Annotated in this window: 20 protein-coding genes; 12 read left to right on the forward strand and 8 right to left on the reverse strand. The window is 65.6% G+C overall.

Annotated features, from left to right (window positions below):
* The first annotated feature begins 11 nt into the window (after positions 1-11).
* Positions 12-722 (forward strand): ABC transporter ATP-binding protein, encoded by a 711-nt coding sequence (locus ACSYAO_RS10780; RefSeq protein WP_049461129.1) that lies wholly within the window; start codon positions 12-14, stop codon positions 720-722.
* Here the strand turns inward: ACSYAO_RS10780 and ACSYAO_RS10785 are convergent.
* From ACSYAO_RS10785 to ACSYAO_RS10795, 3 genes are all read right to left on the reverse strand, one after another.
* Positions 719-2,560: an asparagine synthase-related protein gene (locus ACSYAO_RS10785; RefSeq protein WP_049461127.1), complete on the reverse strand. Its 1,842-nt coding sequence runs from the start codon at positions 2,558-2,560 to the stop codon at positions 719-721. The two genes, ACSYAO_RS10780 and ACSYAO_RS10785, sit on opposite strands and share 4 nt — an antisense overlap.
* 11 nt (positions 2,561-2,571) lie before the next feature.
* A complete protein-coding gene (locus ACSYAO_RS10790; RefSeq protein ID WP_049461126.1) occupies positions 2,572-3,273 on the reverse strand; it encodes a lasso peptide biosynthesis B2 protein in 702 nt (233 codons plus the stop codon).
* Positions 3,274-3,348: 75 nt separating this feature from the next.
* Positions 3,349-3,510 (reverse strand): hypothetical protein, encoded by a 162-nt coding sequence (locus ACSYAO_RS10795; protein WP_162292259.1) that lies wholly within the window; start codon positions 3,508-3,510, stop codon positions 3,349-3,351.
* A 205-nt stretch (positions 3,511-3,715) separates the two neighbouring features.
* Here ACSYAO_RS10795 and ACSYAO_RS10800 point away from each other — a divergent pair, with 205 nt between their 5' ends.
* The 3 genes from ACSYAO_RS10800 to ACSYAO_RS10810 all read left to right on the forward strand — a co-directional run bounded on the left by ACSYAO_RS10800 (position 3,716) and on the right by ACSYAO_RS10810 (position 5,798).
* A complete protein-coding gene (locus tag ACSYAO_RS10800; protein ID WP_049461125.1) occupies positions 3,716-4,642 on the forward strand; it encodes a hypothetical protein in 927 nt (308 codons plus the stop codon).
* Between the two features lie 133 nt (positions 4,643-4,775).
* Entirely contained in the window at positions 4,776-4,898 is a 123-nt protein-coding gene (locus ACSYAO_RS10805; protein ID WP_256200927.1) for a hypothetical protein, read from the forward strand.
* A 45-nt stretch (positions 4,899-4,943) separates the two neighbouring features.
* Entirely contained in the window at positions 4,944-5,798 is an 855-nt protein-coding gene (locus ACSYAO_RS10810) for an AraC family transcriptional regulator (protein ID WP_100437629.1), read from the forward strand.
* A gap of 58 nt (positions 5,799-5,856) precedes the next feature.
* On the opposite strand, the gene ACSYAO_RS10815 is transcribed toward ACSYAO_RS10810, so the two are convergent.
* A complete protein-coding gene (locus ACSYAO_RS10815) occupies positions 5,857-6,861 on the reverse strand; it encodes an extracellular catalytic domain type 1 short-chain-length polyhydroxyalkanoate depolymerase (RefSeq protein WP_149908506.1) in 1,005 nt (334 codons plus the stop codon).
* A gap of 221 nt (positions 6,862-7,082) precedes the next feature.
* On the opposite strand from ACSYAO_RS10815, the gene ACSYAO_RS10820 reads away from it, so the two are divergent.
* Genes ACSYAO_RS10820 through ACSYAO_RS10835 form a run of 4 tightly spaced genes read left to right on the forward strand, consistent with a single transcriptional unit; the run spans position 7,083 to position 13,995 of the window.
* A complete protein-coding gene (locus tag ACSYAO_RS10820; protein ID WP_049461119.1) occupies positions 7,083-9,245 on the forward strand; it encodes a TonB-dependent receptor in 2,163 nt (720 codons plus the stop codon).
* Between the two features lie 32 nt (positions 9,246-9,277).
* The gene (locus tag ACSYAO_RS10825) at positions 9,278-10,156 is read left to right on the forward strand and encodes an alpha/beta fold hydrolase (RefSeq protein ID WP_049461116.1); all 879 of its coding nucleotides are present in this window, start codon (positions 9,278-9,280) and stop codon (positions 10,154-10,156) included.
* Positions 10,153-10,629, forward strand: coding sequence for a MaoC family dehydratase (locus tag ACSYAO_RS10830; RefSeq protein ID WP_049461114.1), 477 nt, complete (start codon positions 10,153-10,155; stop codon positions 10,627-10,629). The genes ACSYAO_RS10825 and ACSYAO_RS10830 overlap by 4 nt, the downstream gene beginning before the upstream one ends.
* A 36-nt stretch (positions 10,630-10,665) precedes the next feature.
* The gene (locus ACSYAO_RS10835) at positions 10,666-13,995 is read left to right on the forward strand and encodes a hybrid sensor histidine kinase/response regulator (protein ID WP_049461112.1); all 3,330 of its coding nucleotides are present in this window, start codon (positions 10,666-10,668) and stop codon (positions 13,993-13,995) included.
* 4 nt (positions 13,996-13,999) lie between these two features.
* On the opposite strand, the gene ACSYAO_RS10840 is transcribed toward ACSYAO_RS10835, so the two are convergent.
* Complete coding sequence (locus ACSYAO_RS10840) at positions 14,000-14,674, reverse strand: response regulator transcription factor (protein ID WP_049461109.1); 675 nt, start codon at positions 14,672-14,674, stop codon at positions 14,000-14,002.
* A gap of 129 nt (positions 14,675-14,803) precedes the next feature.
* Between ACSYAO_RS10840 and ACSYAO_RS10845 the strand changes: the two genes are divergently transcribed.
* Positions 14,804-16,450 carry a fatty acid--CoA ligase gene (locus tag ACSYAO_RS10845; RefSeq protein WP_049461108.1) on the forward strand — a complete coding sequence of 549 codons (1,647 nt, stop codon included), beginning with the start codon at positions 14,804-14,806 and terminating at the stop codon, positions 16,448-16,450.
* A gap of 144 nt (positions 16,451-16,594) precedes the next feature.
* On the opposite strand, the gene ACSYAO_RS10850 is transcribed toward ACSYAO_RS10845, so the two are convergent.
* The 3 genes from ACSYAO_RS10850 to ACSYAO_RS10860 form a co-directional block, all read right to left on the reverse strand.
* On the reverse strand, positions 16,595-17,086 hold the full coding sequence (locus ACSYAO_RS10850) for a hypothetical protein (protein ID WP_049461106.1): 492 nt from the start codon (positions 17,084-17,086) through the stop codon (positions 16,595-16,597).
* Between the two features lie 179 nt (positions 17,087-17,265).
* A complete protein-coding gene (locus ACSYAO_RS10855; RefSeq protein WP_049461104.1) occupies positions 17,266-18,009 on the reverse strand; it encodes a FadR/GntR family transcriptional regulator in 744 nt (247 codons plus the stop codon).
* A 102-nt stretch (positions 18,010-18,111) separates the two neighbouring features.
* Positions 18,112-21,003, reverse strand: coding sequence for a TonB-dependent receptor (locus ACSYAO_RS10860; RefSeq protein WP_149908507.1), 2,892 nt, complete (start codon positions 21,001-21,003; stop codon positions 18,112-18,114).
* Between the two features lie 241 nt (positions 21,004-21,244).
* Here ACSYAO_RS10860 and ACSYAO_RS10865 point away from each other — a divergent pair, with 241 nt between their 5' ends.
* From ACSYAO_RS10865 to ACSYAO_RS10875, 3 genes are read left to right on the forward strand one after another with little or no spacing between them, the layout of a single operon-like run.
* Entirely contained in the window at positions 21,245-22,684 is a 1,440-nt protein-coding gene (locus ACSYAO_RS10865; RefSeq protein ID WP_049461100.1) for a polysaccharide lyase 6 family protein, read from the forward strand.
* Entirely contained in the window at positions 22,681-24,909 is a 2,229-nt protein-coding gene (locus ACSYAO_RS10870; RefSeq protein WP_049461097.1) for an oligoalginate lyase, read from the forward strand. The genes ACSYAO_RS10865 and ACSYAO_RS10870 overlap by 4 nt, the downstream gene beginning before the upstream one ends.
* On the forward strand, positions 24,906-26,210 hold the full coding sequence (locus ACSYAO_RS10875; RefSeq protein WP_049461096.1) for an MFS transporter: 1,305 nt from the start codon (positions 24,906-24,908) through the stop codon (positions 26,208-26,210). The genes ACSYAO_RS10870 and ACSYAO_RS10875 overlap by 4 nt, the downstream gene beginning before the upstream one ends.
* Positions 26,211-26,251: the final 41 nt, after the last annotated feature.

Raw genomic sequence — 26,251 nt, forward strand, 5'->3', positions numbered from 1 at the left:
GAGACGTCCACATGCTGTCTGCAAAAAGCCTGGTCATGGAACACGGTGCACATCGGGCGCTGGATGACGTCAGCTTCGAGGTGAAGCCCGGCGAGATCTTCTGCCTGCTGGGCGCCAACGGCGCCGGCAAGTCGACCACCATCAAGCTGTTCCTTGGCTTTCTGAAACCCACCTCCGGTGCGGCCGAAGTGGACGGTCTCAGTGCGCACCAGCAGCCGCAGGAGGTACGCCGGCGGCTGCTGTACATCCCCGAGACCGTGGCGCTGTACGACGAGCTGACCGGCTACGAGAATCTGGACTACTTCGCCCGCCTGGCCGGTGTCGAGGAACGCTCGCCAGCGCGGTTGAAGGACGCACTCAGGTCCGCCGGCCTGGCGACCGACGCATTCGGGCGACGCGTGGGCCTCTATTCCAAGGGCATGCGGCAGAAGGTCGGCATCGCACTGGCCATCGTCAAGGAAGCCAGCGCCCTGTTGCTGGATGAACCCACCTCGGGCCTGGACCCAACGGCGTCAGCCGAATTCCATGAGTTGATCGTGCGGGAACGCGATCGCGGCACGGCGATCCTGATGGCCACCCACGATCTGTTCCGCGCCCGGGAAGTGGCGACCACGATCGGCCTGATGCGGGCCGGCCGCCTGCGCAGGACGCTTGATGCCAGCACGATCACCGCGAACGATCTTGAGAGCCTGTACCTGGAAGAAATGAGCCGCAGCGCCTAGGCCACGGCGGCCGCCTGCGCGCCACGCTGGCCGGACCAGCGCCGCAGCCACGCTTCGATGTTGATCTGCGGGCCGAAGATGCCGAGAACCTGCGACGAGTGGTCCGGGCCGACCTGCTGGATGCCCGCGTCGGCCAGCGCGCTGTCGAGATAGCCGCGCCTGGCCAGCATTCCATCGACCAGCAGATTCCTGATGAACTGCTGGTGCCCTTGGGTGACCGCCACGGAGTGATCATCCAGATAGGATTTCACCTTCCGCGACAGCAGCACCTCCGGCAACAGGCCTTTCATTGCACGCCGCGCGATGGTGCGGTCTTCCGCGTCCGCGATGAGCAGGTGCAGCGGAATGCGCGCGAACAGTTCGACAAGCGGCTGCGCACTGATCGGCGATACGCCATGCCAGTGGCCCGCACCTTCGAAGGGATCAAGGACGCTGGTCGGAAACACCATGCGGCCGATATGGGCCAGCTTGTAGGGTGACACGTGATGCCCCTGCGCCTGCGCGTGCCGCAACCAGGCCGGCTGCAGGCCATCCTGCTCGGCGCGGTCCACCCGCACCCATGGGCAGGGTTTGCCCCAACGGCCATTGATGCTGCCTGGCCGCTTGAGCAGACCATGGACCATCGCATCCTTCAGCACCCCGTACAGTGAATCGCCGGACTGCGCGGTTTCGAAAGCGACGCGGAAGAAATTCCGGTCGATGCCGCGCCGCCAGGCGTAGTCGATCGCAGCGGCATTGCCCTTGAAACGCAGGAACACCGCATCACCGCCAACACCGGTGAACTGCACGGTGTCACCGTCGAAGGCCACGTCACGGCGGTGGAGAAGATAGCCGGAACAATGCGCCGGCCGGGCTGTACGCGGGAAGGTCATGATCTCTTCCAGCGCGCAGTGAGGTTGCCTTCGGTACTCGATGTATTCGCAACGCATGCCCGAGGAATCACTGGCCCCTTGCACTGCCATCCGCGCGAACAGCCGTTCGTCGGCGCCGATGCCCTCATCGTAGTGGTGAACACACGTCACCTGCGGTGCCGACGGCGCTTGCAACAGGCCGGCCAGGATGATCGAGGAATCCAGCCCGCCTGACAGCTGCAGCTGGATGCGCCGGTGCGGGCTGGCCAGTGCACCGATGCAGCCCAGCAGCGTGGAACGCGCCAGCGACACGGCTTCCTGAAGATCTTCGATCGGCGCGTCGCGGGCCAGCCGCACCACGTCCCACTGGCAGCGCCGGCCCACCGGCTCACCATTGCGGATTGAAACCGCTTCGCCCGCTTCGACCGCCGTGACCTCCTGGAAGCCGGTCTGCAGGCCATCACGAAACGGGTACAGCAGCGAGTACGACAGGAAGGACCAGTCAACGCTGAATTCACGCAGACCCAGCATCAGGCAGTCTTCCATGTTGGAGAAGACCAGCGTCAACTGGCCCACCGTGGTCATGTAGCACGGGATCTCCGCAGTGGGATCGCGCAGGACGAACCAGCTCGACGTTTCCTGCTGGAAGCCGAACGCCACGTAGCGGCCCCAGTAGTGTTCTACGATGCTGCGGCCCTGGCTGCTGCAGGCGGCGTCCGCTGTGGCGGGATCCAGGTTCACGCAGCAAGGCACTTTGCCTTCGCCGAACGTTTTGTGAAACAGCTTGCCCAGTACCACCAGCGCGTTCGAGCGATTGCATTCGAAATAGCCGTGGTTGTCGCTCTGCACATGGATCGCCGCGCCATTGTCGTTCAACACGCAGGCGATGCCGGGCAGCCTGGCGCCGATCCTTTCCACGATGCGTTCCGCCTGCGCCGTCGCGGATTCCGAGTGGGTGTTCCAGAGCACGGCAATGTATCGGTACATGGCAGGTTTCGTTACAGCACCAGGATGGGAACCATCCGGCGCAGGTTGAAGGGAATGTCGGTCAACACCTGATCGCCGTGCTGCAGCCAGCAATGCGCGGCGAACGGCTGGGTTCTGACCGCGAACACCCAGGCCGGAACGATGCCGTAGTTCGACAGGAATCCGCGCATCGCCAGGCAGTAGAGAAAGCACTCATCGGTTTTCCTGAAGGCCAGGGGCCGAAGCCAGTCGAACACCCGCACCCGCAGGGCCAGTTCTTCAGCGCCTTCCGGCCTGCTGTGGCCGCGATCCGCCCGACGGCGCACGGCCGACACCGTGGAACTGAAAGGAAGGAACGTTCTGCTGCAGGCGGCATAGGCGCACGAGGCGATGAATCGACGCAGGTCACGCGCCATGATGGGCGGACGGCCTCGCGGCGCGCCTTCGCGCGCCCAGTACCGAGGCAGCGCAATGGCAGGGCTGGCAGCGGATTTCCCCTGCTGCGGATCCGCGGTGATCAGGCGGCGGTCGATCAATGCCTGCAGAAGCTTGGGCGTGCTTGCGTCATCGGACTGCAGGGGCCAATCGAGAACGAGCTTGCCAAGGCCTGCGGCGCCGCGTTTTTCAAGGGAAAGATACTTTCCCGTGGCCTGGTCCAGAATCACCATCGCATCGCCGGTGACACAGACGTGGGCGTGCTTTGACAGGAAATACGGGGCGGCAGCCTGCTCCATCATGCGCTCCTGCGCCGGAACCGGAGAAGCGGTGCATGCAGGGCATGCACCGCAGATGCGACATTGCGCGGTAGATCAGGGCGACGTGGTCGGGAACACGCCATCCCACAACGTGCCGTGGTTGTGCGCCTTCGTTTCCGAAACCACCGAGCCCAGCTCGATCAGTTCGCCACCCATGCCCTGATCCTCAGGGTTCTGCTGTCCTGCCACTACACCCAGCTCAATCAGCTCGTTCATGAACATCTCCTATCGTCAGTGGATGTACCCGCGCATTGCGTTGGATCGCGTTGCATTGGATACGGAGCAGCCAAGCCACCATCGCCGCGACATTGCAGGGCGATTGCCGCCAAGGCACCTGAATGTTACGATATAACATCTTATTTTGGCGTGACGAATGACGCCAGCGGGCCGTTGTAGATACGACCTACGAGAGGCGAGAGGGATGAGTAGCGAGATCAGAGACGACGGCCTGGATCCCACGCTTCTGCTGAAGGGGATGTTTCCCCTGCCGAAGCTCATCCGCTTCGTACGGGAGCGTTGCCCCCCGGGACGCTTCGACGAGGCTGCGCTGGTGGAGGAATGGCGGACGGCACGTGCCGAGGTGCTGAGGCTGCAGCAGGAAGAAGCCGGTGAGGCCGACGCCATCAATGTCCATGCGTTGGCGGATGAGATGCTGCCGCTGGCTGAGCAGACGCTGCGACAACCCTCGATGCACCGCATGACGAGTGTTCTGCCACGCAGTTGGCAGATGGTCGAGATCGATCGACTGGTGATCTTCCAGGAGTGCATCAACCTGCGTCACATCGATCAGTTGGCGGCATCCCTGACCGCCTCGCCCACCGCGCAGGAGGTCATGCAGCTTGTCGCGCGCAGCGGCGGCCATGCACATCCGGAAGTGCGCTTCACCCAGTCCGATGGCAGCTACACCTTCGCGTCCACCTCGAACGACCTGCGCTTCCTCGATGTGGCGACCCTCGATCCGGCTGCCATCGCCGACTACGAGCCGTTCGGCGCAGCCAGCCACGCCGTCGTCATCTATCTGGGTTTCAGTGACAACCTGATCAGTGCCACCCGGTTTGGCAAGCGCATGGTGCTGACCAATGGCTCCCATCGCCTGTACCTGCTGCGCCGGCTCGGGTTCCGCCATGCGCCCTGCCTCGTCACCGATGCCTCCGACAGCGACCTCAGCGAGGTTCTGCTGCCGGCGGCGGTCAAGCAGGATCGCGGATTCTACCTGTCTTCCCCGCGTCCACCGCTGTTCAAGGACTATGTCGATCCTCGCCTGACCTGCGTCGTGCCGGTCACCCGCAAGCACTACGCTCTGAGGGCCAAGCTCGACCTGCAGAGGCTCACGGTTCCGGCCTTGTAGGCCAGGCTGTCCAGCCGCTTCGATGTCGTGCGGTCGATATGGCCGGATTGGTGAATCACCTGGCGGAACTGTCGAATGACGGTCTCCGGCCCGCCGAATACGCTTCCCCTCCTCGGTTCCAGAGGATGCCCGCATGAATGACACCGCCCCCGCCACTGAAGCAACACACAGCAGTCTGCCCATCATTCACGTCCTGATGGGATTCATCTGCGTCTGGCACCGACATGAACCCGGGCAGGCCCGTGATGAGGAGTGAGGCACGCTGTGGCGCCCGGCCGACCAGGGTTGCGCAGGTGCAGGCGTGACCAAGGCGGTTGCCGGGCGCAATGACGTGGGCGCCGATTACCCGGATCGGGTCGCGCAGACGGTCATGGTGTTCGAACTGGACCCGATCCCGGATGCGTGGGAAATGGACTTTCATTCGCATCGGAAAGCGCAGCTGCTGGTGGCCACGCATGGCCTGATCACGCTGGAGTCGCCAGCCGGCCTGTGGGTGGTGCCGCCGCAGGGGGCGATCTGGATTCCCGGCGGGTTGACCCACCGCGCCAGCAGCAGCGGAAAACCCCATGGGTTCGTCGTGTTCGTTAATCCCGAGGCGGTTCCGGGATTGCCAGCCCACTGCTTCGCGATGGCGATCACCCCGTTCATGCATGCCCTGCTGCAACGCACCGCACGCCTGCCGCTGCAGTACGAGGACGGCAGCGCCCATGCCCGGCTGATGACCGTGCTGTTGGATGAGCTTGCTGCGGCGCCGCCGGAGTGGCTTCACCTGCCCATGCCTTCCGAGCCGCGACTGCGCACCCTGGCCAATGCCATGCTGGCTGCACCGGCCGAGCGCGCAACGCTCGACCTGTGGGCCGGCCGGATTGGAATGAGCGAGCGCAACATGTCCCGCCTGTTCTGCGCTGAAACCGGATTGAGCGTGAGGCGCTGGCGGCGGCAGATGCATGTGATGGTTGCCCTGCCGATGCTGGCAAGGGGCAGGACGGTGCAGTCCATTGCCGATGACCTTGGCTACGACAGCGCTGGCGCCTTCGTGACCATGTTCCGCAAGGCGGTCGGCGCCCCGCCCAAGCGCTTCCTCGCCGAACGCGGGGCCTGGCTGCAGGCGCCCGACGCAGGCGATCAACCGCGGGCGTGGCCCGCCTGCGGTTGATCGTGCGCCCGGCGGCTGGCAAGGGCACGCCCAGGCTGCGCCCGGGCGCAGCGATCACTCAGCGCTGCTGATCCTTCAGGAACAGCCAGGTGATCAGCGTGGCATCCGGCCCCTTTGGGTCGGTGAACGGCAGGCCGGACTGGCTGCCGCTCCACGCATGGCCCATGCCCTGCACCACATAGTGCTGCACCAGCGTCCTGCCACCGTAGGCGTAGGTATCCACCGTATACGCACGTCCACCCGGCACCTGGCCGTGATAGGTGCTGGTCGGCACGTACTTCACCGAGTCGTTGTCCAGGCCGTCGTCGGCCAGATCGTTGGTCTGCAGGAACTGGCGCACGGCCTGCTGGCCGTTCAACGGATTGACGGTGAGATCGGCGCTGCCATGGAACACCAGCACCGGCAGCGGTCGGGGCGACGGCGATCCCGAGCACTGCCAGGCCAGACGGCCATTGCTGTCCGGCGAATAGATGCTGCCGGCCAGCAACGCATAGGCGCTACCGGAAATCGTGGTCGCCCCCTTGAACATGCCACCGGAATGGATCGCGCCGGCAGCGAACACATCCGAATAGCAGGCCAGCATGATCGAGGTCATCGCGCCGCCCGCGGAAATGCCGGTGACATAGACCCGGTGCGGATCCACGCTGTAGCCCGCTTTCACCTTGTCCACGATGCCGGCCAGGATCGAGGCTTCGCCGCTGTCGCGGGCCTGGTTGATCGGCAGCTGCCAGTTCCAGCAGCGGGCCGGATTGGAGGTGACGTTCTGCCGGGGGTAGACCACGATGAACCCCTCAGTGTCGGCCACATCGTTGAAGCCGGAGGCCTCGCCCATCAGGTTCGGCCCGGTCACACAGCCGTGCAGCACCAGCAGCAGGGGCAGTGGCTGGGCCGCGTCGTAGCCGGCCGGCACCCAGACCTGGTACTCGCGGGCGCCGAACAGATTGCCGTACAGGCCGATATCCCAATGACCGGCCGGGCCAGCGGCAACCGCGCTGCCCGCCATCGCCAGCCAGCTGCACGTCACCAGCAGTACCGCCTTGATCGAATCGATTCCGGATTTCATGGCCAGATCCTCGTGCGTGAGTCGTGGATGAAGGAGTACCGGGGACCGCTTCCGGTTGGGGGCGCGCCCAGTATCCGCATCCACGGGCCGCTGCCGACTGGACCTAGGTCCACTCGCTGCTGGCCCAAGACACCGCTAGCCTTGGCTGCAGGGGTGGCAATGGGCCATCCGCACGCTCATGCCTGGGGGAGGACCGAATGAAACGGAATTGTTTGAGTCTCATGATCGGCGCGCTGCTGGCCACGGGGCCGGTACTGGCACAGGAATCACCGACGGCAGGCAGATCCGCTTCGCCGACCAACCTGGACAGCATCAAGGTCACCGCGCGCAAGCGTGAGGAAACCCTGCAGGAGGTGCCGGTTGCAGTCACCGCCTTTACCTCCGAGGCGCTGGACAAGATGAATGTCCAGGACATCAGCGACCTGGACGCGCAGGTGCCGAACCTCACCATCTACGCCGCCCGTGGCGCCAGCAGCACGGTCACCGCCTACATCCGAGGCATCGGCCAGTCCGATCCCACCTGGGGCGCCGATCCGGGCGTAGGCATCTACCTGGATGACGTCTACATCGCGCGCCCGCAGGGTGCGCTGCTGGATGTGTTCGATGTCTCGCGCATCGAGGTGCTGCGCGGCCCGCAGGGCACGCTCTACGGCAAGAACACCATCGGCGGCGCGATCAAGTACATCTCGCGCGGCCTGCCCACCCAGACCGAGGGCTTCGCCCAGATCACCGTGGGCAACTACAGCCAGCTGGATGCGAAGGCGGCCATCGGCGGCCCGATTGGCGGCGCCGACAGTGGCCTGCGCGCCCGTGTGGCGGTGGCCAGCATGAACCACGACGGGTTTGGCGAGAACACCTTCAACGGCCAGCCGGTCAGTGACAAGCAGATCAATGCCGCACGACTGAACGTCGGCGCGTACGCGGGCGATGACTTCGACGTGCAGTTCGCACTGGACTGGATCGATGACCAGTCCGGCATGCGCGGTTCGAAGATGCTGGCGCCCAATCCGTTCCTGCGCGCATACCCGCCGATGGACAGCCGCTATGACATCCGCTCGGGCATGCGCAACCTCAACAACGTGGAGAGCAAGGGTGCCTCGGCCACGGTGAACTGGCGGCCGAACGAGGACATTGCGCTGAAGTACGTGGTCGCCAAGCGTGAATCGGACAGCGAGGCCAACATCGACTTCGATACCGCGCCGGTCAAGCTGGCCGACGTGGGCGGCACCTATCACGACGACCAGGTCAGCAACGAGGTGCAGTTGAACTACGATGCCGGCGGCCGCGTGCGCGGCGTGGTCGGCCTGTACCAGTTCAGTGGCGAGGCCGGCGGGCAGATCCAGAACAACTACTTCAGTGCGCAGTTCGCCGACAACCAGGGCAAGGTGTTGACCGACAGCATCGCGCTGTACGCGGACTGGACCTTCGACCTGACCAGCAAACTCAAGCTGGATGTAGGCGCCCGTTACACCGACGAGGACAAGCGCGCGATCGTGCTGAACCGCCTGTACGCCGACCCGGCCTTCAGCCGCCCGGTAGCGGTGACCGCGGACTTCGACAAGAAGACCAACTTCAAGAACGTCTCGCCCAAGGTCTCGCTGGACTACCAGATCACTCCGGACATCATGGTCTACGGCCTGGCCACGCGTGGCTTCAAGTCCGGTGGCTACAACATCCGCGCCAACGCGGTGGCCGTGCCACGCTCGGCCGAGCCGTTCGATGACGAGACCGTGGACAGCTACGAGGTCGGCAGCAAGATGGCCTTCCTCGACCAGCGCCTGTTCCTCAATCTGTCGGCCTTCTACAACAAGTACAAGGACATCCAGTTGTCGGTGTTCACCGGCCTGGATACCAATGGCGATGGCGTCGATGACTCCTTCTTCGGTGATTTCACCAATGCCGGCGCAGGTACGGTCAAAGGCCTGGAAGTCGAGTACCAGTACCTGCCCAGCCAGCACTGGCTGATTTCCGGCAACCTGGCGTGGCTGGATACCAAGTACGACGAGTACATGGATCGTGGCGTCAATGTGGCCAGGCAGATGAAGTTCACCAATGCACCGGAATTCTCCGGTGCGTTCAACGTGGAATACCGCACCGAGCTGGCCAACGGCAGCAACCTGTCAGCGCGGGTGAGCTACAGCTATCAGAGCGAAGTGTGGCCGACCACTGATCTCAGTCCGGTGATCCGCCAGCAGGGTTACGGGCTGGTCAATGCCGGCGTCATCTGGCGCCTGAGTGATGCGTGGACCTTCTCGCTGCAGGGCACCAACCTGGCCGACAAGGAATACCGCACCACCGGCTACAACATCCCGGCGGTCGGCACGCTGATTGGCTTCTATGGTCCACCACGCCAATATAGCCTCAGCGTCCGTTACGATTTCTAGCGCATCCGTTACGATCTCCAGGAAGCTTCTGCATGACGCAGTCTTACGACGACCTGTACTGGAACAGCAATGATGGGTTGCGCCTGCACGCGCGCGACCATGCACCCGATGCGGGGCAGGCAGCGCGTGGCACGGTGGTCTGCATTCCCGGGCTGACCCGCAATGGCGCCGATTTCGATGCGCTTGCCGATGTGCTCACCGCCGAGGGCTGGCGCGTGATCGCGGTCGACCTGCGCGGTCGCGCAGGGTCGGAACGCGCATATGACCCGTCCAGCTACAACCCACGTGCCTATGCGGATGACATGGTTGCGCTGCTGCGCTCGCAGAACATCGCCAAGGCGGTATTCGTCGGCACCTCGCTGGGCGTGCTGGTGACCATCACCCTCGCCTCGCGCGCGCCCGAGCGGATCGCGGGCGCAGTGCTCAACGATGCCGGCCCCAAGGTGCCGCGTGAGGCGCTGGCACGGATCGGCAAGTACGCCGGCAAGCCGGTGCCGCCGATGGACCTGGTGCAGGCCACCGCTTACGTGGAATCCATCGGCAAGGCCGCGTTCCCTCGCTTCAGTACCGACGACTGGCGGCAGATGGCGGTGCGCACCTTCCGCCCGCGCAGCGATGGGCTGCTGGAGCTGGATTACGATCCGGCCGTGATCCGAACGACACGTCCCTGGCTGCTGTGGTTGCTGCGGCCGGTGCTGTGGCGTGCGGTTCGTGGGCTGACCGCACGGGTGCCGGTACTGGTGGTGCGCGGTGCGCTGTCCGACATCCTGCCGGCCGATGTCGCGCGGCAGATGGCGGCCACCTCGGAAAGTGCCCGCCTGGTGGAAGTGCCGGATGTGGGCCATGCGCCGATGCTGTCCGAGCCAGAGGCACGTGACGCGATCCTGACCTTGCTGGAGCGTGTGGCGTGAGTGCGGAGAGCAATCTGCCTCCCGCGCTGCAGGCGTTGCAGCAGTGGGCGGCCAGCGAGCGGGTGAGTGGCGTGACCCACGTGGACCAGGCGCGCATCGATGCCTTTGCCGACGCCACCGGCGACCACAACTGGATCCACGTCGATCCAGGCCGCGCGCAGACGCAGCTGCCGGGCGGGCAGACCATCGCGCACGGTTTCCTGCTGCTCTCGCTCACCGTGCAGGACGATGTGGCCGCCCTCGCTGGCTTCCCCGGCATCGCCCATGTGCTCAACTACGGCCTCAACAAGGTCCGCTTCCTGGCGCCGGTACCCAGCGGGTCCGGGGTGCGGGTGCGCTCGCAGCTGCTGTCACTGGAGGCGCGCCAGCCCGGCCAGTGGCTGCTGACCCAGCGCAAGGCCGTCGAGCGGGTTGCCGATGGCGAGCTGGCACTGGTCGCTGAGCAGCTGTCACTGATCGTGGTCGTCCCCTAGCACCCCCCTGCCCGGTTCTCTCCCTACACTGGAGCGATGTTGACGCCCTCCATCGTCCTCTTCGCCTGCATTGCATGGACCGCACTGCTGTTTGGCGTGGCGCTGTGGGGTGAGCGCCGGGGGCACCGGCTTTCGAAGGCATGGCCGCTCATCTACGCGCTGTCGCTGGCCGTGCACTGCACCGCGTGGACCTACTACGGCGCGGCCTCGCAGGGACTGCAATGGGGTTTCCCGATTCCACCCACCCTGGCCGGCATGGCGTTGATCTTTGCGTTCGGCCTGCCCTTCCTGCTCCGCCTGGGGCGGCTGGCCAAGCAGCACAACAGTGCCACCATCGCTGATCTGGTCGTCGCACGACTGCGTGCCGATCGCGGCCTCGGCTTCACCATCACCCTGGTGGCGCTGTTCGGCATCATTCCCTACATCGCCCTGCAGTTGAAGGCTGTCAGTCAGGGCCTGGGCGCGCTGCTGGGCGATCGTTTCGCGCCTGCTGCCGCGCAGCTGGACATGTCGTTCTGGTTCGCGCTGACGATGGCGGCGTTCACCCTGCTGTTCGGTGCACGCAAGGCATCGGCCACCGAGCCCAATCGTGGCATCGTGGTCGCCCTGGGGCTGGAGTCGGTATTGAAGCTGGTGGCGCTGCTCGCCATTGGCCTCTATGCGGCGCTGTCGGTGCGCCAGGCGGACACGCCGCTGCTGGAAAAGATGGCGCAGCTGCCGCCACCGGCCATCATGCCGGACTATCTGACCATGGTCGCGCTGGGCGCGATCTCCGCGTTTACCCTGCCGCACCAGTTCCATGTCGGCGTGGTCGAGCTGCGCCAGACCTCGGACCTGAGGACGGCGCGCTGGTTGTTCCCGGTCTACCTGCTGCTGATCGGGCTGCCGTCGGTGCCGATGGCGCTGGCCGGTGCCGCGCAGCTGCCCGCATCGGTGTCGCCTGACCTGTACGTGCTGGCGCTGCCGCAGGCCGGTGGCCACCACCTGCTGGCCTTGCTGGCCTATCTGGGCAGCCTGAGCGCCGCCACCGGCATGATGATCCTTTCGGGGCTGACCCTGTCGATCATGCTCGGCAACCATGGCTTCGGCTCACGGTTGCTGGACGGTATTGCCGGCGGTGCCGCGGCGGCCGACCTGCGTCCACGCGTGCTGGCCTTCCGCCGTGCCGGCATCCTCGCCGTGTTCCTGATGTCGTGGCTGTACAGCCGGGCGATGAGCGACACCGAGGCACTCAGCGATTTCGGCCTGATGTCCTTCACCGCCCTCTCGCAGCTGGCGCCGGCGGTCCTGCTGGCGGTGTATCGCCCGCGCACGCCCTCTCCGGCCATCATCGCCGGCATCGTGCTGGGGTCGTTGGCCTGGCTGTGGCTGGTGCTGCTGCCGATGGTGATCCCTGCCACGCCCCCAGCCTCAGGCCCCGATGACCTGCACTGGCTGTCCGTGGTCTCGCTGCGCCTGCAGTCGGGCCATATCGCCATCAGCATGGGCGCCAGTCTGGCGGTCAACCTGCTGACGGTTGCGCTGGTGTCGCGCGCGGTGCGTCCCTCGTTGCCGCGACGACGGGATGCGGTGGCAGCAGCCTCGCTGCGCAGGACGGCCGGACGCTTCCTCGGCCAGGAGCGGGCCCGGCAACTGATGGATGGGCATGCCGGGCAGCTGCTGGACGACGACCGGGTCATCACCATCGAACGCGAACTGAGCGCCGTGGTCGGCGCGGGCATGGCGCGCCTGCTGGTGGAGGCCGCTCGCGATGGCGGTGCCGCGCCCTTGGATGCGGTAACCCGTGCTGTAGGCGAAGCCACCCAGGCGCTGCGCTTCAACCAGCGCCTGCTGGAAGCGGCGCTGGAAAACATGAGCCAGGGCATCAGCGTGGTCGACGCGCAGCTGCAGCTGGTAGCCTGGAACAGCCGCTACGCCGCGTTGTTCAAGTTTCCGCCCGAGTTGCTGCAGGTCGGGCAGCCGGTGGTCAATCTGACAGCGTGGGCGCTGGCCGAACTGAAGATCGGCGACGGCCTTGGTGACTCTCGCGACAAGGCCCTGCAGCGTCGCGCCGCACACATGCGGCGTGGCACGCCGCATCTGTCCGAACGGATCTTCCCCGACAACACCATCGTCGAGATCCGTGGCAATCCAATGCCCGGCGGTGGCTACGTGGCCACCTTCACCGACGTCACCGCCTTCCGCCGCGCCGAGGAAGCGCTCAAGCGCAGCAATGAAACCCTGGAGCGCCGCGTACAGGACCGCACCGCACGGCTGGAACAGGCAGTGCACGAAGCCGAGCGCGCGAACGTTGCCAAGACACGCTTCCTGACGGCGGTGGGCCACGACCTGATCCAGCCACTGCATGCGGCGCAGCTGCTGACCGATGCGATGTCGCAGCACATCGAATCGGAGTTCCTCGACAGTTTCCTGCGCCAGATCCGTGGTGCGCTGGACTCCACCGACGACCTGCTGTCCGGGCTGCTGGATATCTCCCGTCTTGAGGCGGGCGGGCTGGTCGCCGATCCGCGCCCCTTCGCGCTGTCGACCGTCCTGGATCCGCTCGCGCAGGAGTTCGCGGTACTGGCGGCGGCGCGCGGCCTGCAGTTCCGCCATGTGCGGAGCCAGGCCTGGGTCCATAGCGACCCCCTGCTGCTGCGCCGGGTGCTGCAGAACTTCCTGGCCAATGCCATTCGTTACACCCGCCATGGCGGTGTGTTGCTCGGTGTGCGCCGCCAGGGACAGGCACTGCTGATCGGTGTGCATGACACCGGCCCCGGCATTGCTCCGGAGCAGCAGGCGGTGGTGTTCGAGGAATTCCACCGGGTCGATCGCAGCAACGGCCAGGGACTGGGCCTGGGCTTGACCATCGCACACCGCATCGCCGACCTGCTGCACGCACCCTTGCACCTGCGCAGCGTGCCCGAGCACGGCTCGGCCTTCTCGATCAGCGTGCAACGCGCAGCACCCCCTGCGACCCCGCGCAGCTCGCCGCCGGCAGTCGGCAGCAGCGCGCTCAAGGGAGTCCGCGTGCTGGTGGTCGACAACGACCCGGACGCATTGGAGGCGATGCGGCAGCTGCTGCTTTCCTGGGGTTGCGATGTCATCGCGGCAGGCCAAGCCGATGACATCGGACCGTCAGCGCACGAGGCGGCGCTGTGGCTGTTCGACTATCACCTGGATGATGGCGATACCGGTGTTGCGCTGTGGAAGCGGCTGGTAGGCATGCATGGGCCGCGTCCGACGGTGATCCTCAGTGCGGATGCCGGCAGCGAGACGCGCGAGGCGGTGCGCGGCGTTGGGCTGTCCCTGCTCAACAAGCCGTTCAAACCGTTGGCGCTGCGCTGGGCGATCAACCACCTGCTGGCGGCCAGCACCACGCCCTGACCGGTCAGGGCTCAGGCCGTTCTTCGATCTGCCGGGACGGATCGGCCAATCCCATTTCGTGCAGCACGCGGATGGCCTGCGCGCGGTTGCGCACGCCCAGCCGCTCCATGATGCGTGTCATGTGCGCCTTGACCGTGCGCAGCTGTACGCCCAGCCGGTCGGCAATCTGCTTGTTGAGCAGGCCCTCGGCCACCAGGCCCAGCACCTTGTACTGATGTGCCGACAGGCTGGCCAGGCGTGCGGCCAGGTCGGCATCCCTGCTGAACGTCGCCACCCGTGCCACCGGTTCGCGCAGCAGCGCCGGGATCCAGCGCTCGCCCTCCAGCACGGACTGCAGCGCGGATTGCAGCTCGTTCAAACCCGAGCTCTTGGGCAGATAGCCCGCGGCGCCAAGGTCGATGGCACGCCGGATGACCTGCGGCTCCTCGTTGGCGGAGACGATGATGATCGCCAGGCCCGGCTGCAACGCACGGATCGTGGCCAGCCCGGCCAGTCCGTGGTTGCCCGGCATGTGCAGGTCCAGCAGCATCAGATCGATCGACTGGTTCTCGATCACCTCCAGCACGCTGTCCAGCGAATCAGCTTCGCTGATCTGCAGATCGGCGACCGCCTCTTCCGCCGCGCGATGCAGTGCCGCGCGGAACAAAGGGTGATCGTCGGCGATGAGCAGGGTGGGCATGTCCTGGCGAGATTATCAAATCGGGTGCGCGCGCGAACAGGTACCTAGGTACGCTGGTGCAGCAGGAAGGGCTTGCTAGTGTAGTGCGGAGAAGGCCGGCGACCGCAACGCCGCCCACGAGGAAATGCCATGTCATGCGCCCCCACTCCCGATGCCAATGCCTATCCACTGCTGATCAAGCAGCTGCTGCTGATGCCGCTGGCGGTGAGCCCTGAACAGGAGATCGTCTACGGCGACCAGGTCCGATTCGACTACCGCACCCTGCAGGCGCGCATCGGCCAGCTGGCCGGCCTGTTGACCTCGCTGGGAGTCGGCCACGGCGACACGGTGGCGGTGATGGACTGGGACAGCAACCGCTACCTGGAGGCCTACTTCGCCGTGCCGATGATCGGTGCGGTGCTGATGATGGTGAACGTGCGCCTGGCCCCAGAGCAGATCGCCTACACGCTGAACCACAGCGGGGCGCGGGTGATCCTGGCCAACCGCGAGTTCCTGCCGCTGCTGGACGCCATCGACGAGCAGCTGCCGGACCTGCGCACGCGCATCCTGCTGGACGATGCAGGCGGTCCGCTGCCGCCAGGCTTCGCCACCGAGTACGAAGCGGGGTTGCGCGATGCCACGCCGATCGTCCGCTTCCCGGACTTCGACGAGAACGCCCGTGCCACGGTGTTCTACACCACTGGAACCACCGGGTTGCCCAAGGGCGTGTATTTCAGCCACCGGCAGCTGGTGTTGCATTCGCTGGCGGCGATGGCCGCGCTTGGCGGTGCACCCCGTCAAGGCCGCCTGCATCGTGACGATGTCTACATGCCCATGACCCCGATGTTCCATGTGCACGCGTGGGGCCTGCCCTACGTGGCTACGGCGATGGGCATCAGGCAGGTCTATCCGGGGCGCTACCTGCCTGCGACGCTGCTGGCATTGATCGCCCGTGAGAAGGTGACCTTCTCGCACTGCGTGCCAACCATCCTGCACATGCTGCTGGAGCATCCGGACGCGGCGCAGACCGACCTGGAGGGCTGGAAGGTGATCATCGGCGGTGCCGCCCTGCCGCGTGCGCTCGCGCAGCGTGCGCTGGCGCGGGGCATCGACATCTTCGGCGGCTATGGCATGTCCGAGACCTGCCCTCTGCTCACCATCGCCCAGATCGACGTGGACAGCGCGACCGATGCCGATGAGGTGCTGTCGCTGCGCACCAAGGCCGGCATACCGGTACCGCTGGTGGACCTGCGCATCGTCGATCCGGACATGAAGGATGTCGCCCACGACGGCATCGCCACCGGAGAGGTCGTCGTGCGCGCACCCTGGCTCACCCAGGGCTACCTGCACGATCCGGATGCATCTGCAGCACTGTGGGCAGGAGGCTATCTGCATACCGGGGACATCGGCAACATCGATGAATACGGCTACCTGAGGGTGACCGACCGGATCAAGGATGTGATCAAGACCGGCGGTGAGTGGATCTCCTCGCTCACCCTGGAGGACATCATCGCCCTGCATCCGGCGGTCAGCGAAGTCGCGGTGATCGGCATCGCCGACACGAAATGGGGCGAGCGGCCGTTGCCGCTGGTGGTCAGGCAGCCTGGCAGTGAGGTGACCGAAGCGGAGATCATCGAACTGGTCGCTGCGCGAAGCCGCTCGGGGGACATCTCACGGTATGCGATTCCGGAACGGGTCAGTTTCGTGGAATCGATCGAGCGGACCAGCGTGGGCAAGATCAACAAGAAGAAGCTGCGTGGGTTGCATGACCCAGCGACTGGCTCGGGCCGTGGGTGATCTCCGCCCGATCGCCGAGGTCAATGCTCGAAGGACACGATGCAGGGCACGCCAAAGTATGGAGCGGCGCCCCGGGACGATGATCTCCCGAGACACCACTGCTCTGCAGCAGACCTGGTTCAGCTCTGCCAGGACCGGTCACCCTCAGTCGATGCAGGGTCCCTTCGCAGCGATCTCCGTGCCGGATCCCTTCGCACCGATGCTGGCCGGGCCCTGGCATGCATCAAAGCTGTACTTGATCAGCTTCCACGCCCCACTCGACCACCGGTATGTCCACGACTCGGAAGCACCGCTCGGCAAGGTATTGGAGATCGAGATGACCTCGCCCTCCACACCACGTGCAGGCAATGGAACAGGCGGGCCCGCTGCACCGGCCGGCTTCAGGCTGCCAGCAGACTGATAGCTGTGCGAGATGGCCAGTTCGCCCGTCTGCAACGCCGGCGCGTAGGCGGGCGAATTCCGTTTGATCCAATCGACGATGTAGCCGGCTTCCAGCGAATCCGACGCGTACGTGGCCTTCGCAACTACAGTGGCGGTCGTGGTACCCGCGATCGGTCCTGCATTGACGCTTCCACCGGGGACTCCACTCAGTGCCAGCACCAATGGCAGCGCCGCGCCCAACAGCGAGAACTTCATACCCTGCTCCTTGTGTGTATGCAGCTTTCTCAACGGGCCGTCTATGACCCGGGGGGCAGTGTAGGCATTGCGGACAGGCTGGGCATCGGCGCAGTCATGCCCATTTCTCATATCCATCAGGCTTCGAGCGCGAGCTGCCCTGCTGAAGGTCGCAGCGCCGATTGTGTTGAACGCGGCGCTCAGATCCGCGTCGTTGCCATGAACCGTTCGCGGTCCTGCTGCGTACGGCGGCGGATCTCCTCCAGCGCCTGGCTTTCGGTCGCCTGCAGCATGGCTTCGAACAGGCGCTGGAAGTGATGGCGCATCGCATTGCGCGCGGCCACCGGATCACGCGAGCGCAGGGCTTCGAAGATCGCCATGTGCTCGTCCGCACGGCTGGCGCCATCATCATGGCAGACCCGGGCATAGACCTCGGTCACCCGCGGCAGTTCGCTGCGCATGCGCCAGATCTGCTGCACGAAGAATTCCACCACCGGGTTGCCGGAAAGCCGTGCGATGGCCAGGTGGAAACGGCGGTCGTACTCGCCGGCTTCCGCGTCACTCAGGTCGCGACGGCACAGCGCTTCGGCCAACGCCTGCAGCTCGGCAATACCGGCATCATCCAGATTGCTGGCAGCCAGAGCGGCGGCCTCGGCCTCGAATACCGCGCGGGCGGCGGTGAGGTCGAAGGCGCTGACATCCGGCAGACCGCCGGACGCCTGCGTCGGGCGCGGTTTCACATGCACGCCCGAGCCGATGCGGATGGCGATCCAGCCCTGCGCTTCCAGTGCGATCTCGGCTTCGCGGATGGTGACCCGGCTGACACCGAACCGTTCGGCCAGCTCACGCTCGCCCGGCAGCCGCGAGCCCGGCGGAAATTCGCCGTCCTCGATCAGCTTGCGGAGCTTGGCAGCGATGGTCTGGTAAAGGCGGTTGGCGGACATGCGGCTGACCCTTGGCGATTCCTTCCGGGTCCCTGCCCTGCCACCGCGGCCGGCAAGGGTCCGGTTGGAGCGACGGCGCGACCACTGGCCGCGCCGCCCTGTTCAGAACTTGTATCGTACACCGAAATACGCACGCCGCCCGTAGGTCACCACTTCGCGGAAGTTCCCATAAAGCGGCTGGTAGGCCACGCGCGGCTCGTTGGTCAGGTTCATCAGCTCCAGCGACAGCGACAACTGCTTGTTCACCCGGTAGCGCAGGCGCAGGTCCACGCTGGTGTTGTCATCGTAGTAGCGGTTCTGCTGCGCGGTGTTGCCGGTGAAGTCCTGGTAGTAGTGCGAGCGGAACTTGCCGATGGCCTGGATGTTGAAGCGCCCGACGTCCCAGTAGATCGAGCCGGACAGCACGTGCCGCGAGAAACCACTCAGGCCAGCCGGTGGCACGATGGCCGGAATGACCGTGCCATCGCTGGCCAGCTGCTCGCCCAGTCGCGAGTCCTGGGTCTGATAGTCGGCATCGGCGTAGTTGTAGCTCAGCTTGAAACCCAGCCCGTCGAACGGCTTGGGCAGGTACGACAGTCGATGGGTGGCGGTCAGCTCGAAGCCGGTCAGCGTGCTGTTCTCGTCGGTGGTTACCTGTTGCCGCACCGGTACGGTCACGCTCTGGCCGTCGATGGTGTAGGTCTCCGGCACCAGCGCAGTGGCGGTGCCGCCGTTGAACTGCTTCCAGTACACCGCGCCGGCCAGCATCGTGTCCGGGTTCGGGTACCACTCTAGGGAAAGGTCGCCGTTCCAGGACATCAGCGGCTGCGCGGCGGGGTTGCCGCTGGCGCTGATGTCATCCAGCGCGTCGGCCAGGCTGCCGTAGGTGGCATCACTGCTCACGTTGATGGTGCGCCCGGCACCCAGCGCGGCAATGTCCGGCCGTGACATCGCGCGATATGCACCGACCCGCAGCAACACGTCCGGGCGCAGCTCGAAGGCCGCGTTGAGGCTGGGCAGCAGCTTGTCGTTGCCCGCCTTGAACACCTGCGTGCTGTACTCGCCGGTGGGTTGCAGGCGGATGGTCCCGTCACCGTTGTCCTCGATGCGCAGCCCGGTACGCACGCCTTCAGAACGAACATCGGTCTTGACCCAGCGCAGGCCGAGGTTGCCGGTCACCGGCAAGCCGAACAGGGTGCTGCTGAACTCACCCATTAGATAGAGCGCGCGTGTCTTCTCGGTGATATCGACATTGTTCGGATCCTCGAAACCCGGATCCAGCCCGCTGTCGAGGCTGCCGCGGAACGACTGGTACAGGCAGTTCGGATCGAAGTACGCCCACGAGGAGATCGTGTTGCCGCTGGCGGCATCCATGAAGTCATCCTGCGGGAAGGGTGCACGGCAGGCCTGGTTGGCGGCGATGATCTTCGCTTTGTCGGCCGCCACGCGCTGGTCGTAGTCGGTTACCAGGGTGTTGTCGCGCAGGCGGTAGTCGGCCTGGCTGGCGCGCACGCCGCCCTTGATGCGGGTGAAGAAACCGGACTCCGGCATGAAGCTGGCATCGAAGCGGCCGGCCTTGATCCTGTGGTCATTCTCGGTGGCGCTGGAGGTCACCCGCGCCGCCCCCGTATAGCCGTCCCAGTTGTTGGGGTCGAAGTTCGGCGCCAGGGCAACACTGGGTACTTCGCCGTGCCAGTCCCAGTCATAGTCCACGTACCCGGTGGCACCACTGCTGATACCGGGCACGACGGCATTGTTGACGTCGCGCTGGTTGGCGCGCAGGCGCGTCATGCGCTCGCTGTCGAGGCGATTGGTGTGCGAGTAGGAAAGATCGGTAGACAGCTCCCAGGCCGGGGTCGGGCGCAGGATCAGGTTCAGGCCCCCCCCGGTGTATTCCTCGCCACGCCAGTAGCGGTTGGAGGTGGAATCAATCGAGGTGCTGCCGTGCAGGTGGCGCACGATACCGTCTTCGTCAACCTCGCGCTGGGTGATGCCGCGTCGTGCGTTGGACAGGCTCAGATCGCTGCGGTTCTCATACCAGTTGCGCTCGGTGTGCTCGAAATCGAGGTTCAGTTCAACCACATCATTTGGCCGCCACTGCAGTGCGCCGAACTCGCTCTGCCGGTCGTTGCGCTCCTGCTTGAGCCGGTAGATGCGGCTGCTCGGCACCAGGTAGTACGGCGCGCCGTTGGCGATGGCCTGCGCGGACACTTCGTTGCAGTTGGCATTGCCCACGTTCTGCGTGCCATCGCAGGCATACCAGGTGGAACCGCTGGTAATGCTCTCTTCCGGATCGGTGCCGTCCAGGCGCTGGAAGCCCAGCGAGATGCCCAGCTTCTGCCCGTTGCCGAACTCGAACTGATCGATGTAGCTGGCGGTGCCGCGATAGCCGATGCCGTCCTTGTCACGGTACTTGCTGTCGTACTCCGCCCAGCTGCCGCGCAGGTCCAGCTGCACTGCACGCTTGCCGTACTCCAGTGGGCGCACTGTTTCCAGGCCGATGGTGCCGGCCACGCCGCCTTCGATGATGTCGGCGCGCTGGGTCTTGTAGATGGCCACCGTATTGATCAGCTCGGCCGGGAACATGTTGAAGTTCACCGAGCGGTCGCCGCTGCCGTTGGTGATCTCGCGGCCATTGAAGTTGGTGCTGCTGAGGAAGGCGCCCAGGCCACGGATCGAGATCTCCGAGGCGCCGGTCTTGTCGCGGGTCGAGGCGGCGCCGGTCAAGGTCTCGATCGCATCGGCCAGCGACGGTGCCGGCAGGTCGCCGATGTCATCGGCCGAGAGCACGTCGGCGATGACCGTGTCGTCGCGCTTCTTGTTGATCGAACTCTGCATTGATTCGCGGATGCCGGTGACCTGCACCTGGTCCAGCGTGGTGGGATCCTGCCCTGACGCGTCCTTGCTGGACTGCGCCTGGGCCGCGGGCATGCCCGCCAGCACGGCAAGCAGCGCCACGATCAGGGGTGTGGGGGACAACGAGATGCTGTGCACTGCTCCGGCGGGTCGCCGCATGGTTTCCTCCTCCCAAAGGATCGCCTGCATGCCAGGCGTGGGACGCAGCTTCGGCACGGCGAGATGAAAATGTCAACCAATTGGTATGCGAATGTTCAAATGCCTTTCATCCATACCAGTTGAATGCAATTTAATGTGCTCATGCAGCATGACTTTGCGCGAAAGCTGGCTTACAACGGACCCGGAAGTGGTATGCAGACCCACCCTGAAACGACGGCCCGGCCGTCTCTGGAAGGATTTCATGCGCGTTCGTCCGCTTGCTCGACATCCGCTCAACAATCCATCACTGTTTTGCCTGACCACTGGTCTGGCCATGTGCCTGACCACTTCAGCGGCAAGTGCAGCCAGCTGGCTCGTCCACGATGTCGCTGAGTTCACTACCGCCGCCTCGGCGCTGCAGCCCGGCGATGAGATCGTGTTGGCTGACGGCACCTGGACCGACGCGCGGTTGCTGCTGAAAGGCCAGGGCACGGCAGCCGCGCCGATCGTGTTGCGCGCGCAGACCGCCGGCAAGGTCGTCCTCAGCGGACGTTCGGACCTGCGCCTGGCGGGCAGCTACCTGCAGGTGTCCAACCTGGTGTTCCGCAACGGCTATACGCCGGGTGATGCGGTGGTGGCGTTCCGCGAATCCAGCAAGGCGGTGGCCCGCCACAGCCGGGTGACCGGCCTGGTGATCGATGACTACACCAACCCCGATGCCAGCGACCAGGACTACTGGGTATCGCTGTATGGCAGCAACAACCGGTTGGATCACAGCCAGCTGCGCGGCAAGACCAACGCCGGGCCCACGGTAGTGGTGGTGCGCGATGCCACCCAGGGCCTGGACAATCAGCACCGCATCGACCACAACTGGTTCGGACCGCGCCCGGCGCTGGGCGTCAACGGCGGCGAAACCCTCCGCGTCGGCACCAGCGACACTTCGTTGAGCGATTCCAACAGTACGGTGGAGAACAACTGGTTCGAAGGCTGCGACGGCGAGACCGAGATCATCAGCAACAAGTCCGGCGGCAATACCTACCGCGGCAACGTGTTCTACCGTTCGGCCGGCGCGCTCACGCTACGCCATGGCAACGGCAACCGGGTGATCGACAACGTGTTCCTGGGCGACGACAAGACCGGCACCGGCGGCGTGCGCATCATCAATGCCGACCAGACCGTCAGCAACAATTACTTCGAACGATTGGCCGGCTCCAGCAACCGTTCCGCGCTGGCGGTGATGGACGCGCAGGCCGATCCGCCGCTGTCCGGCTATGCGCCGGTGGTGAATGCCACGATCAACCGCAATACCTTCGTGGACGTGGCGAAGATCAGTTTCGGCGTCGGCCATGATGAAGCCAAGGGCATCGTGGTCGCCGCCAGCAACAGCCGCTTCAGCGCCAACCTGATCGTCAACCGCACCAGCAGGAACCCGCCGAATGCCGCCAGTTCGCTGGCCGGCATCGACTTCAGTGGCAACGTGCAGTCACCGGCAGCCAGCACCGTATTCCCGGGCGGCGTAGAGGGGCGTGGCGTCAGCCTGCAGCAGGCTGCCAGCGGATTGTGGGTGGCCGCGCCCGCCCTGCCCGCCGTGGGCGCCGATCCTGCCCTGGCGATGACCGCGCGCGAGGCGACCGGCGTCGACTGGTATCCCAAGGTGGGCGAAGTTGCCCTGTCACGCACCCGCAATGGAGTTGATCGATGAGGTTGCAGCCGCTGTTCGTCTCCCTGGCCCTGGCCACCCCCTTTGCCCTGCTGCCGGCCGCGCCGCTGTTCGCAGCCCCCGCTGCCGCAGCGAGGCAGGCCGACACCGCGCCGGTGCTGGTGACCGCAGCGCAGTGGCAGCGGATGGCCAGCGAAGGCGGCCGCTACCCGTGGTTCGCCAAGGAACAGGCGCGCACGGAAAAATCGCTGAAGAAGATGATGAAGGCCGGCATCGACGTGCCGGTACCGAAGGACAAGGGCGGCGGCCGCACCCATGAACAGCACAAGCGCAACTACCAGGCCCTGATGGCGGCCGGCACCCTGTACCGGCTGACCGGCGACAAGGTCTATGTCGACTACGCGCGCGACATGCTGCTGCAGTACGCCAGGCTCTACCCCACCCTGGGCCCGCACCCCGAAGGCCGCGGACAGATTCCAGGCCGCGTGTTCTGGCAGGTGCTCAACGATTCGGTGTGGCTGGTCAACGCCATCCAGGGCTACGACGCGATCCGCGACGCGCTGTCCGCCAAGGACCGCGACACCATCGAATCGAAGGTGTTCCGGCCGATGGCTGAGTTCCTCGTCAGCGAGCCGAAGAACTACGACCAGATCCACAACCACGCCACCTGGGCGGTGGCCGCCACTGGCATGACCGGCTACGTGCTGCGCGACCCTGAGCTGGTGGAGAAATCGTTGCGCGGCAGCCAGAAGAACGATCAGTTCGGCTTTCTTCGCCAGATCGACCTGCTGTTCTCGCCCGATGGCTATTACGAGGAAGGCCCGTACTACCAGCGCTACGCACTGGCACCGTTCCTGCTGTTCGCCAACGCCATCGAACGCAACGAGCCGCAGCACAGGATCTTCGCGCGCCGCGACGGCGTGCTGCTGAAGGCCGTGGATGTGCTGGTGCAGTCCAGCTATGACGGCCTGTTCTTCCCGATCAACGATGCCATCCTGGACAAGGGCATCGATACCGAGGAACTGGTGGCCGGTATCGGCATTGCCTATGCGCGCACCGGTGACGACCGCCTGTTGTCGGTGGCCCAGCAGCAGAAACGCCTGCTGTTGTCCCCCGAGGGACTACAGGTGGCGCAAGCACTGGCCGCCAACAAGGCCAAGCCCTTCGATTACCGTCCGATGCTGCTGCGCGATGGCCCGGACGGCGACCGCGGTGGCCTGGCGATCCTGCGCATGAACGGCGAACGCGGCCAGGCGCTGGTGCAGAAGGACACGATGCAGGGCATGGGCCATGGCCACTTCGACAAACTCAACTGGCTGTTCTACGACAACGGCAATCCGGTGGTGACCGACTACGGCGCTGCCCGCTTCCTCAACGTGGAAGCCAAGCGGGGTGGCATCTACCTGGCCGAGAACCGCAGCTGGGCCAAACAGACCGTGGCCCACAACACCCTGGTGGTGGACGAACAGAGCCACTTCAAGGGCGACTGGAAGCGCGGCGAGGAGCATGCCCCGCAGGTGCGCTTCTTCCAGGCCGATGCCGATACCCAGGTTGCCTCGGCGACCATGCGCGATGCTTACCCCGGCGTGGTGTTCACCCGCACCCAGGCGCTGCTGCGCCACCCCGACCTGGGCCTGCCGGTGGTGCTGGACCTGCTGCAGGTACACGGCGGCAAGGCCGCGCGCTACGACCTGCCGCTACACTTCAACGGCCACATCGTCACCACCGGTTTCGAGGCAGAACACTTCCCTGCCCAGCGCCCGGTGCTGGGCAAGGACAACGGCTACCAGCACCTGTGGCTGGATGCACGCAGCACGCCCGGCAGCGAACCGCGTTCCCTGGCGTGGCTGCTGGATGGGCGCTTCTACACCTACCGATTCGGCAGCAGTGCGCCGGCACAGGCGCTGCTGGTGGAAAGTGGTGCCAACGATCCGGAGTTCAACCTGCGCCGTGAACCGGCCCTGCTGCAGCGCGTGGAAGGCCAGAAGGACGTGACCTTCTTCAGCGTGCTGGAGCCGCATGGCGAGTACAACGGCACCGCCGAGTACGTGCACGGCGCGGACAGCCGCATCAAGGACATCGTGCGCAGCCGGGGCAGCGATGCAGAGGTGATCGAACTGCGCCTGGCCAGCGGTGCACGCATCGCCCTCGGCGTGGCCGACGACAGCAGCGCCAAGGGCGAGCACAGCGTGAGCGTGGACGGCCATGCCTACCGCTGGAGCGGCAGCCATGCGCGCATGGACCGCAGCAAGGGTGACGGAGAATGAACGGCCCTGCCGTGGTGGCCAACCTGCGCAAGGTGCCGGTGCGTTCAGCCGTGCGCTGGTTGATCGTGGGCCTGATCGCCGTCGCTACGGTCATCAACTACATCGACCGCAATGCACTGGCGGTGATGTGGCCGGAAATCGCCAGGGAAGTAGGCGCGACCAAGGACGACTATGCCCTGCTGGTAACGGTGTTCATGCTGTTCTACGCCGCCGGCCAGTTCCTGTTCGGCCGCCTGTTCGACATGATCGGCACGCGCCTGGGGTTCGCCCTGTCGATCAGCGTGTGGTCGATCTCGATCGCGCTGCACTCGATCACCCATTCGATGCTCTCCTTCAGCCTGGTAAGGGCGATGCTCGGCATCAGCGAAGCGGGTGCGTGGCCCGGCGCGGTCAAGGCCAATGCCGAGTGGTTCCCTGCGCGCGAACGCGCGTTGGCGCAGGGCGTGTTCAACGCGGGTGCGTCGATCGGCGCGATCGTCTCCGCACCCGCCATCGCCGGCCTCTATCTGTGGCTGGGCTGGCGCGGCACCTTCGTGCTGGTCGGTGCGATCGGCTTCCTGTGGCTGCTGCCGTGGCTGTTTGTCTACCGCGCCGGGCCGGACAAGCATCCGTGGGTGAGCGATGCCGAGCGCCGGCTGATCCAGCAAGACCAGGCCGGGCAGCAGACAGAGGCGGCGCCCAAAGCCAGCGTGCGCGAGCTGCTGGCCCATCGCCAGAGCTGGGGCATGCTCGCCTGCCGCTTCCTGCTGGATCCTATCTGGTGGCTGTTCGTGTCCTGGCTGCCGATCTATCTCGCTGAAACCTTCGGCTTCGACATCAAGCAGATCGGCCTGTTCGCCTGGGTACCCTTCGTCGGCGCGATGCTGGGCAGCCTCAGTGGCGGCTGGCTGTCGGGTCGCATGATCCGCGCCGGACACAGCGTGGACCGCGCCCGCAAGCTGGCCATCACCCTGGGGTGTGTGATCATGGCCCCTGCCCTGCTGGGTGCGGTGCTGGCCAACCAGCCGCTGCTGGCGGTGCTGGCGATCGCTGCGGTGCTGTTCGGCTTCCAGGTAGCCATCGGCAACATCCAGACCCTGCCCGGCGACCTGTTCGACGGCCGTTCGGTGGGCACGCTGGCAGGCCTGGGTGGCCTGGCGGCGGTCGCCGGCACCTTGATCACCACCTGGCTGGTGCCGGTGCTGACCCGCCACTCCTACGCCCCGATCTTCATCCTCGTTGCCGCGCTGGTGCCGCTGTCGCTGGCTGCGCTGTGGTGGTGGACCGGACCTATCCAGAAGCTCGACCGTCGCGGCGGCTGAGCCTGGGTCTCCTTCTTGTCCAAGTACATCCATTCCCCCGC

The sequence above is a fragment of the Stenotrophomonas sp. STK16_22 genome (assembly GCF_051984505.1).
Taxonomy (GTDB): Bacteria; Pseudomonadota; Gammaproteobacteria; order Xanthomonadales; family Xanthomonadaceae; genus Stenotrophomonas; species Stenotrophomonas maltophilia_A.